Source organism: uncultured Ruminococcus sp. (assembly GCF_946415235.1).
GTDB lineage: Bacteria > Bacillota > Clostridia > Oscillospirales > Ruminococcaceae > Ruminococcus.
The window spans coordinates 1-10,068 of sequence record NZ_CAMKRR010000106.1; the positions used below are offsets into that span (position 1 = coordinate 1).

The 10,068-nt window shown below is 48.8% G+C and carries 10 protein-coding genes; 3 read left to right on the top strand and 7 right to left on the bottom strand.

Translation table 11 applies throughout. The features are described 5' to 3' along the window. Positions 1 to 101 precede the first annotated feature (101 nt). From iorA to Q0R37_RS13490, 7 genes are all read right to left on the bottom strand, one after another. Positions 102 to 1,919 (bottom strand): indolepyruvate ferredoxin oxidoreductase subunit alpha, encoded by a 1,818-nt coding sequence (gene iorA / locus Q0R37_RS13460; RefSeq protein ID WP_294755063.1) that lies wholly within the window; start codon positions 1,917 to 1,919, stop codon positions 102 to 104. Between the two features lie 146 nt (positions 1,920 to 2,065). After that, positions 2,066 to 2,998 carry a hypothetical protein gene (locus Q0R37_RS13465; protein WP_294755064.1) on the bottom strand — a complete coding sequence of 311 codons (933 nt, stop codon included), beginning with the start codon at positions 2,996 to 2,998 and terminating at the stop codon, positions 2,066 to 2,068. Between the two features lie 11 nt (positions 2,999 to 3,009). After that, entirely contained in the window at positions 3,010 to 3,495 is a 486-nt protein-coding gene (locus tag Q0R37_RS13470) for a hypothetical protein (RefSeq protein WP_294755065.1), read from the bottom strand. A 12-nt stretch (positions 3,496 to 3,507) separates the two neighbouring features. After that, positions 3,508 to 3,972 carry a hypothetical protein gene (locus Q0R37_RS13475; RefSeq protein WP_294755066.1) on the bottom strand — a complete coding sequence of 155 codons (465 nt, stop codon included), beginning with the start codon at positions 3,970 to 3,972 and terminating at the stop codon, positions 3,508 to 3,510. Between the two features lie 112 nt (positions 3,973 to 4,084). After that, positions 4,085 to 4,726: a CDP-alcohol phosphatidyltransferase family protein gene (locus Q0R37_RS13480; RefSeq protein ID WP_294755067.1), complete on the bottom strand. Its 642-nt coding sequence runs from the start codon at positions 4,724 to 4,726 to the stop codon at positions 4,085 to 4,087. A 157-nt stretch (positions 4,727 to 4,883) separates the two neighbouring features. Next, positions 4,884 to 7,091, bottom strand: coding sequence for a polyphosphate kinase 1 (gene ppk1 / locus Q0R37_RS13485; protein ID WP_294755069.1), 2,208 nt, complete (start codon positions 7,089 to 7,091; stop codon positions 4,884 to 4,886). 27 nt (positions 7,092 to 7,118) lie between these two features. Beyond that, positions 7,119 to 8,039: an adenylyl-sulfate kinase gene (locus Q0R37_RS13490; protein WP_294755070.1), complete on the bottom strand. Its 921-nt coding sequence runs from the start codon at positions 8,037 to 8,039 to the stop codon at positions 7,119 to 7,121. 497 nt (positions 8,040 to 8,536) lie between these two features. Here Q0R37_RS13490 and Q0R37_RS13495 point away from each other — a divergent pair, with 497 nt between their 5' ends. From Q0R37_RS13495 to Q0R37_RS13505, 3 genes are all read left to right on the top strand, one after another. Beyond that, positions 8,537 to 8,917, top strand: a complete 381-nt coding sequence (locus tag Q0R37_RS13495; protein WP_294755071.1) for a hypothetical protein — start codon at positions 8,537 to 8,539, stop codon at positions 8,915 to 8,917. 1 nt (position 8,918) lies between these two features. After that, the gene (locus Q0R37_RS13500; RefSeq protein WP_294755073.1) at positions 8,919 to 9,431 is read left to right on the top strand and encodes a transposase; all 513 of its coding nucleotides are present in this window, start codon (positions 8,919 to 8,921) and stop codon (positions 9,429 to 9,431) included. Positions 9,432 to 9,508: 77 nt separating this feature from the next. After that, on the top strand, positions 9,509 to 10,068 hold a 560-nt coding region (locus Q0R37_RS13505), incomplete at its 3' end, for a TGS domain-containing protein (protein WP_294755074.1).

The window sequence follows — 10,068 nt, forward strand, 5'->3', positions numbered from 1 at the left end:
TTTCGGCGCTCATTACGGGGATATCGTGCTCCATAGCCGTTGCGGCGATGAGCTTGGAGGTAAGGACTATTCCCTGACCGCCTACGCCGCATATAAGGATATTACTCTGCATCTTCGCCACCTCCTATAGCTCCGAAAGGACATACCTGCGAACAGAGTCCGCAGCCTGTACAAAGTGAATTCTCTATGGCAGGCTTGCCGTCACGCATAACGATTCCGGGACATCCCAAGGTCTTTATGCACTTCTTGCATGAGGTACACTTGTCACTGTTGATGACAGCGGGCTTGTTGCCCTTGATAAGTACGGCACATGGCGACTTGAATATTATTGCCTTTACGCCTTTTTCGGCGGAAACGCGCTTTACTGTTTCCACAGCCTTGCTGAGTTCAAGGGGATTTACTGTCTCTACGGTCTTTACGCCCACGCCCTTGAGAACCTCCTGTATGCTCACCTTTTCGACTATCTCGCCCATCATTGTGCGTCCTGTACCCGGGTGAGGCTGATGTCCTGTCATAGCAGTTGTGGAGTTGTCAAGGACTACCAGTGTCATATCCGCCTGATTGTACACAGCGTTTACAGCTCCCGTGATAGCGGAAGCAAAGAATGTGGAGTCGCCCACGAATGCAAAACAATTGGTATCGGGCTCTATCTTGCCGATACCCTGAGTGATGTTCACGCCTGCGCCCATGCAGAGGCAGGTATCCACCATATCAAGAGGCATTGCGTTGCCGAGAGTATAACAGCCGATATCTCCGCAGAATACGGACTTCTTGCCCTTCATTGCTTCCTTTACTGCAAAGAATGAAGCTCTGTGAGGACAGCCTGCACAGAGTACGGGCGGTCTTACGGGAAGTGCGGGGGGAGCTTCCGTCTCAGCAGCGGCAGGCTTCTCCCAGCCCATGAGATCGGCGATATTGGCAGCCACGGAAGCGCAGGTGTTCTCGCCTGCGTTTTTTACATGGTGAGTGAGCTTGCCGAGTATCTTCGTATTCAGATGATACTTTCCGCAGATGTATGTGAGCTCGCGCTCGATAATGGGGTCAAGCTCCTCGATACAGAGCACCTCGTCAAGTCCTTCGAGGAACTTCACAGCAGCCTGCTCGGGAAAGGGGAAAGGCGTAGATACCTTGAATACTCTCGGTGCGCTCTTTCCGCGGAGAGCTTCCATAGTGTAGGTGTAGCTTATACCGTGGGTAGCGATACCCTTTTTGCAGCCCTTATCGGCAGCCTCGGTGATGATATTGCGCTTGTAGTCGGAGAATACCTGTGAGAGCTCCACATTGCGCTCCTCGATATGTATATGAGCGTTATATGAAAGACGGGGGAATATTACCCACTTTGAGGAGTCCTTGATAAAGCCCTCGGGCTTGTTTACATAGTACTCATTCTTGTCCTTGACTTCAATGGAAGCATAGCCGTGACAGACTCTCGTTGTAGGTCTGAAAAGCACGGGAGTATGGTATTTTTCGGAATAATCAAAAGCTTCCTGTATCATATCATAGGCTTCCTGCACCGATGACGGGTCAAAGCAGGGAAGCTTCGAAAAGGAAGCGAAATGACGGGTATCCTGTTCGGTCTGTGAGGATATCGGACCCGGGTCGTCGGCAACGAGTATTACCATGCCGCCCTTTACGCCGATATAAGCAAGGCTCATAAGGGGGTCGGAGGCGACGTTAAGACCTACCTGCTTCATGGTCACCATTGAACGTGCTCCGCTGTAGGCAGCGCCTGCACCCAGTTCAAGGGCAGCCTTTTCGTTTACCGACCATTCCACATATACAGAACCGTCGTTCACCTTTGCAGCCGTCTCCAGCACTTCAGTGGAAGGAGTACCCGGATAGCCCGAAACAAGGTTAAGTCCTGCCGCGACTGCGCCTCTTGCGATAGCGGCATTACCCATTAAGAATTCCTTATGCATATGATCTCTCCTTTTTTTATTTATCCCATAATAGTTTTGCTGAATGGTACATATTCAATTATAGCATCCGTGATGTACAATGTCAAAGGTAAAATCCAAAAATCACGTATAATATAAAAAGGACCGCTCTTAACGGTCCTTTTTGGTCATGTTGCGGGTTCTTCCTCGGGTTCGAGGATGATATTCTCGTCAGGTATGCTGTTGGCGGCGGCTTCAAAGTCGTATTCCGTGAATTCGTCCACCTTTTTCAGCTTAAGAACAAACCTGCTTTCGGCATTTTCATTGTCGAGCACCAGCGTATTGCCCTGCATCGTTACTGCAAAGCCCTCCATATCGTTCCACATATAGAGCTGAGTCTTTTTCTCGGGCTCCCACTCGTAGCCCTGAGCGGAATTGAGTATGGACATGGAAGCCGTGTTGTCCTTCTTCATTTCGAGCTGGAAGGAAACATTTACGGGATAATCTCCGAGAGTATCGGTATATACCTCCTCGCCCATAGTTATCTCCGAAGCTTCCCACTTGCCCATGAATTTGCTGTAATCCACCTTGTCGAGACCTGCTTCCGTAGTCGTCTCAACGACTGTGAACTCGCTTACGGGCAGGAGATAGTAGATATCCGACTCGTCGCCCATATAAGCGTTTATCATTGACATTTCGCCCTGACATATGGTGCAGTCGAAGCTTTCGTCGGGGCTTTTGAGGTGGAGCACGTCGTTTCCGTTATCATCTACGGTGATGCCCCAGTTATACTCAAAAACTCTTTCCTTTCCGCGTGGATTGAGGTTATCGTAGTATTTTGCCTTATTGTCGTCTGTTATCTCAAGGCGGCACACTGAGCTGAGAGGATAGTCCGCATAGACTGTCTCGTAGATCTCGCCGTTGACTGAGACTTTATATGTCTCCCACTTGCCGAGGAACTGTTTTCCCGTATTGTCTGCAGGTACGCTGCTTGCGGCTGTTGTGGTGACAGCCTCGGTAACGGGCTGACTGTCGTTATTCGGTTTTTTCTTATTATCGCAGCCGCAGAAAGCTCCTGCAAGCAGGACGGCTGACATACAAAAACAAATTATCCTTCTCATAGTTTCTCCTTTTACTGTGTTATACCGAAGTTCTGAACGACGCTTGCGGCGGCGTTGAGAGCATCGGGGTCTATTTCCGTGAATTCTTCGACTTTTGCTATATTGAGTGATGATCCGCTTTCTTCTATGACGAGGTTTCCGTCTTTATATTTCATAGACATGGTCTGGGTCTCGTTTTTTCCCGAGAGGTCCTTTACCGTGAACTGCAGGACGTCAGTCTCGGTCTCCTTCCATTTTATCTCGGTATCCTGATTGGCATTCTGTATCACCTTGTTGTCCACAGCGGACATCCATGTGACTTTGCCGTTATCCTCTATCTCAAAGCGGAACAGCGCCCCGAGAGGCACTCCGAGGAAGCTTTCCGTAGTCTCGCCGTTGACCGTGAGACCTGTTGCTTCCCATTTGCCGATATACTTCGGATCGCGTTTTTCTCCGCAGCTCACTGTGCATACCAGCATCAGAATGGCCGCAAGAGCCAGTGTTATCGTTCTTTTCATGCAATTTCTCCTTTACTGTGATACGGGCTTTGTGAACTCGCCGACCCTGCTGTAGCAGACGATGCGTTCGCCGTCGGGAGTATCCCTTTTCTGACTGAGGCTGTATCCGATATAGTCGAAATGCTCTGTCTTTTCGCCCATGTCCTCAAAATTGATGTCAATGCCCGCGTCAGCCGTCAATCTCCATTTTATGTTCTGCTTTTCGTTGTCGGGAGTATAATATAAGCCGCTGCCGTCCTCTTCCAGCTCGAATCGCTGCATATCCGAGTCCTCCATGTCGATCTCGGCGCTGCCGATGTACACGTTGGTGGTCTCCCACTTGCCGGTTATCTCCGACCTGAGCTCAGAGTCGGTCTTGTTTTTTGTAGTATCCACAGAAGCCTTTACTCCTGCATTTGAAACAGGGTGGCTGCCGCAGGAAGCTCCGCAGCACATCAGTGCCGCAGCAGTCAATATGCACAGGGTAATTCTTTTCATACTTCTCTCCTTTTCGTATACTTGTATTATACAGCATAAAAAGCATATTGTAAAGCCTTTTGCTGCGAAAAAAGACTGCCGCTCGATCGTAACATAAGCAGCAGCCTTTATTTTACTTTGTTTTTGTTTTATAGAGCATCCATATGAGCTCAAGCACTCCCACGCCGATAAAGCACAGCATAGCCCTCATGCTCGGCTTTTTCACCTTGAAGCGAGTGATGAAAGCGATAGCGATAACGAGGAGAGAGCCGCCGTATACCTCGGGGAACCAGTCGCCGATGTCCTTATGGAAGCTGTACAGCAGCGGCAGTATCAGCGCAACGCTGGTTACGGGCAGACCCTCATAGACCTTGCGGTTCTCGGCGGTCTTGGACTGTCTTTCCTCCTCCGCGACGTTAAAGTACGCGAGCCTGATGACGGCGCACAGCGGAAAGAGTATGAGTATAGGCAGATCGCACCAGTCTCTCATGCCTATGGAATATCCGATTATCGCAGGCAGGACGCCGAAGCATATGGCATCGCAGAGCGAATCTATCTGTATACCGAATTTTTTCTCGCTTTCGGTACGGTCTTTCTTGGTACGTGCCACCTTACCGTCGAACATATCGCACAGTCCCGATACCATAAGGCAGATTATGGCGTATTCGGGGTGTGATCTCATCCCGCCGTAGCCTGTTGCGAAGAACATACCTATCACCGACGAAACGAGGCTCATATATGTAAGGATGACCGTATAGTTGTAATATCCGATCATTATTCAAACCTCAAATGATTTTTTGCTGAAAAATATACCTTTGCGGTATAAAAAATACATATCCCTTATTGCGTATATGCAAGGGCTTTATGATTAATTATATCATAATCCATGTGCTTTTTCAAGTATTTTATTGTAATTTCAAACAATTTACAGCTTATCCGCTCTTTTTCTTCCTTCCGCGTTTTGAAGGAGCTCCCGCAGCGGGCTTTGCAGCGGTTTTTGAAGCTGCTGCCGCGGTTTTCTTTTTGGAAGCCGTCTTTTTGGAGGCTGTTTTTTTCGCAGCCTTTTCGCGGTTCACGCGGAGCTGCTCCTGCTTTGAGCTCTTGTCCTCAAGGCGCCTGTAGGCTTCCTCGTAGAAATACTCCTGCGAATTCAGCGGCTTTTCGCGGCTCCTGCGCTCGCGGACGTACTCGCCGCTGCTGAGCATTATCCTTGCCTTGACGTTATCGCGCATCATTATCCTGAACATATCGCGGATACGTTTTTTCAGCTTCTCGTCCTCAACGGGAGCTGCCACCTCAACGCGGCGTATGGTATTCCTGCTCATATAATCGGCTGAGCCTATGTATATCTTCTGTTCCTTGCCGTCCTTGCCGAATATGAAGATACGGCTGTGTTCGAGGAAGCGTCCGACTATGCTGCGGACGGTGATATTCTCGGTAAATCCCTGAACTCCCGCAATAAGGCAGCAAAGTCCGCGGACTATGAGCTCCACCTTTACACCTGCCTGCGAAGCTTCAATAAGCTTTGCTATTATGGCGGGATCGTTGAGGGAGTTGACCTTTGCGGCGATATATCCATTTCCGCCGTTTTCGGCAAGCTCTATCTGTTCGTCCATCATTGCCAGCACCTGCGGTCTCAGGGCAAGAGGCGAAACAAGGAGCTTTTTCGTGTTCTCCACGAAGCTTCCGCTGAGAAGGGACGCAAAAACCGCCTCTGCGTCGGCAGCTATGTCCCTGTCTGCGGTAAGGAGCATGAGGTCTGTATATAATGTGGCTGTTTTTTCGTTATAATTGCCCGTTCCTATCTGCGTAACATAGTCGTATCCGCCGCCCTGAGCCTTTCGCGTGATGAGCAGCAGCTTGGAGTGAGCCTTGTACTCCTTAGGACCGTAGATGACCTTTACTCCCGCTTCCTGAAGCTGCTTCGACCATTCGATATTGTTTTCCTCGTCAAAGCGGGCGCGGAGCTCGATCATAACAAGGACGTCCTTGCCCTGTTCTGCGGCTGTACAAAGTGCGTCAATGACCTTGCTGCTCCGTGCAAGGCGGTAGAGGGTTATTTTTATGGAAGTCACCTTCGGGTCGTTGGCAGCTTCCTGCAAAAGTCTTATAAACGACAGATTTATGGACTCAAAGGGATAGCTCAGGAGTATATCCTTTGACTTTACCTGCTGGAACACGGGTCTTGTGTCCGAAAGAGCCGCAGGCTTGCGGGGCGACCTCGGTACATAGTGAAGCTCTGCTCTTTCATCATATTCCTGCAATGTGTACAGATATGAAAGATCAAGGGGTATCCTTGAAGTAAATACACGTACATTTTTGAGCTTCAGCTTCTTGCAGAGGTAATCCAGTGCATCACGGCTGAAAACGTCGGATATCTCAAGGCGCACGGGGGAAAGGCGCTGACGCTTGTCAACGAGCTCCTCCATACGGCGGCGGAACTCGGGACCTCTTCCCGAGGCCATGATATCGGCGCTTCTCGTAACTCTTATGAGGGCACGGTCAATGACCTTGTAGTTCTTGAAAAGCTGATGTGCAAAGCGGAGTATGACCTCCTCGCCGAGGATAAAGCGCTTTCCGTCGGGACTGAGGTGTATTATGCGCTCCGAGCTGCTTATATTCGCGGGGATTATGCCTATGGACACGCCCTTCTTTGCGGCAAGCTGAACTACAGCGTATATCTCCTTGTTTTTGAGAAAGGGGAACGGAAGCGCATCGTTTACGACAATTCCCGATATAAAGGGCTTAAGCTCGCGCTTGAAGTACATTTCGAGAAAGGACTGCTCCTCTTTTGTGACCTTGTCGAAGGAAACGTGTTCAAAGCCGTAGGCGGCGAGCTCCCCCATAGTTTTCCGCAGAGCCTCCTCTGCAGAGGGCTGCATCCTGCGGACAGCCGTGAATACGGCGTCAAGCTGCTGTGACGGCGTCATTCCCGAGAATTTGTCCTTTTTTCCGTTGTTTTCCTTTGCCTTATCGGTCACAGAGCCAACTCTGACCATGAAAAATTCGTCTAAATTGCTTTGATATATAGCTGAAAAGGACAGCCTTTCAAGAAGCGGCGTATCGGGATCTGTCGCCTCTTCGAGCACCCTTTTGTTGAATTTAAGCCATGAAAGCTCCCGATTTTCGAGATATTCCATAAATTGATCTCCTATCCTCTTTTTGTCTCAGTATTTGAACTGTCCGTTGCCGATAAACTCACATATAAGCGAATCGGGCGTAACATCGGTCTTTTCTATTGGTTTAAGCTTTTCGAGCACAGCTATGCACTCGCGCACCTCGGGAACGTCCGTAAGCTCTTGAAGCTGCGGCAGAAGGTCGTTCCTGTACACCGAAAGCTCATACGACATGAAGGTGTCCACATCGTAGTCGGAGCGGTACTTATACGGCATTATGTACTTGTTCTCGCCTGCTTCGACGCTGTGGAACATATTCATGGTCTCGCGGAGAGAGCGCCTGCGGAAGTTCCTGTCGCGTATCATACGGCGCATAAGGCGTATCCTTGACGGGTGCAGGAGCATCTCGTCGTCGGATATCCTCGTTCTTACGCTGACGTATATCTTGCTTATCATTCTGTCGGGGACCGTTATAACAGAGGGATTGAGGGCGTGTATTCCCTCGAATATGACTATCTCGCCCTCGTTTCGTCTGAATAGTTTTCCCGAGCCGCAGCGGGTCGAGGTCTTGAAATTGTACTTCGGCAGCTCTATCTCGCGGCAGGCGCAAATGTCCTCTATCTGCTCGTTGAGCAGCTCGCAGTCCACACGGAGGGGGGATTCAAGGTCCATTTTTCCCTCGGCGGCAAGAGCTTTTTCAGCCTCGGTCAGCGGACAGAACCAGTTGTCCATGGAAAGTGTATGTGTCTCGTGACCCATTTCATCAAGAAGCTTCTCTATCATCATTGCCGTGGTGGTCTTGCCCGAGCCCGACGGGCCCGAAAGCAGTATCACAGGCTTTTCCTTGCGGTTTTCGGCTATTTCGGCGGCTATTTTTTGGAGCTTGTAGAGGTAATCCTCGTTGACAGCCCTGATATAGCCCTGCGGATCGCCGTCTATTCCCTGATTTATTCTTGTGATCTCAATATTCATTCGTATCTCCCTTATCTTATATCAATGGACGGGATATTTTCCTTCCCGTAAATTAATCATTTTATAACATTAATATCATATCACATTTTTTGTAACATTTCAACCCGTTTATTTGTGGTTTTTAACGTCGCTTTCAACAGAGTGTTTAATAAAATATCGCAGAATAGGTGAATTTTAAAAATTAACAATTACCTATTGACAAACTGTAAAATTTGTGATAAGATAATTGTACAATATTACGAAATCGTCGATGAGGAAGGCTTTTTCAGCAGCAACGCTCACAGAGAGCTGCCGTTTGGTGCAAGGCAGCAGCGTTCGGAAAACAGCATACCACCTCTGAGTGCGCCCAATAAGCGTCGGGAGCTCCCGTTACAGAGCACTTGAGATACGGAGAAGTTTCCGTGTGAATCAGGGTGGAACCGCGGTTATTATCGTCCCTTGTGCCTTTTGCAGGCGTAAGGGGCTTTTTTGTTATCATGGCTTCGGGAGGTGAAAGTGTGAGCAACATCAAGTACAACGAGCAGGAGGAAGCCTTCGAGCTGCCCTATAAGCTCTGGAACAATACCATTACTGTCCGCTTCTATACCGAGGACGAGGAAACTATCATGAAAAAACTCAAGGATATCGCAAAAAAGCTTGCAAAGCTGGACGGCAGCAAAAGTACCGTTGCGGGTATGCTGATAGACGAGGGCTACTACGAGGGCAGCAGCGCGGAGGAGCTTGCAAAGATACTGAAGCTTGAAAACGTGTACGTCGATATCGACGACGAGGATACCGTGGTGTGCTTCGATACGGGTACGGACGACGGCTATATGCAGGGACTCGCCCATGTGGAGCTCTTCGGTGAGCTTTTTGAAATAACAGGCTGGGTCGAATGATATGGATAAGCCCGCCCGTAAGGATATCCGTCTCGGCAATTACGATTATTCCCGTAACGGCGCGTATTTCGTGACGATATGTACGCGTGACAGGGAATATTTGTTTTGGAATAATTATGATATTTACCGTGTAGGGGCCGCCTTTGGCGGTCCGCATGGTAAAATTACACTAACGGAATATGGAAAAATCGTAAAAGATGAATTAAAGAAAATCCCCTCGGTTTATCCAGATATTGTGTTTATTCCAAAATTCGTTATTATGCCAAACCACATACATTTAATTATTGTATTGAATTCGTTTTCGGTAAGCGGGCCGCCAAAGGCAGCCCCTACAATCGGAAGCATCATCAATAAGTTTAAAGGGGCGGTATCTAAAAAATCAGGTTTTAAGGTTTGGCAAAAAAATTTTTACGACCGCATATTGCGAAACGAACAGGAATACCGCGGTGCATGGCAATACATTGAAAACAATCCCGCAGAATGGGAAAACGATGAATTATTCTGCAAGGAATAACGGCTCATCGTACAAGCGATAAAATAATTATGCATTAAGCATTATGAATTATGAATTATTAAAAAGGAGAGATCAGTATGATAAGATTAACATTACCTGACGGCAGCGTCCGCGAGCTTGAAGCCGCACAGTCAGCCGCAGAGATCATCAAAGGCATAGGCATGGGGCTTTACAAGGCAGCCTGCTGCGTAAAGGTCAACGGCGAGGTAAAAGACCTCCGCACCGTTATCGACAGTGACTGTCAGTTCGAGGTATGTACCTTCGATTCTATCGACGGCAAAAAGACCTTCTGGCACACAGCTTCACACATACTTGCTCAGGCTGTAAAGAGACTTTACCCTGCTGCAAAGCTGGCTATCGGTCCTGCTATCGACAACGGCTTCTACTATGATTTTGACCTTGAAAAGCCCTTCACTCCCGAGGAGCTCGAAAAGATCGAGGCTGAGATGAAAGCTATCGTCAAGGAGGATCTTGAGCTTGAGAAATTCGAGCTTTCACCTGCCGACGCAGTCGCTAAACTCAAAGAAATGGACGAGCCCTATAAGGTCGAGCTCTGCGAGGAGCACGTTGACAAGGGCGAGCCTATCTCATTCTACAAGCAGGGCGAGTTCACCGATCTCTGTGCAGGTCCTCACCT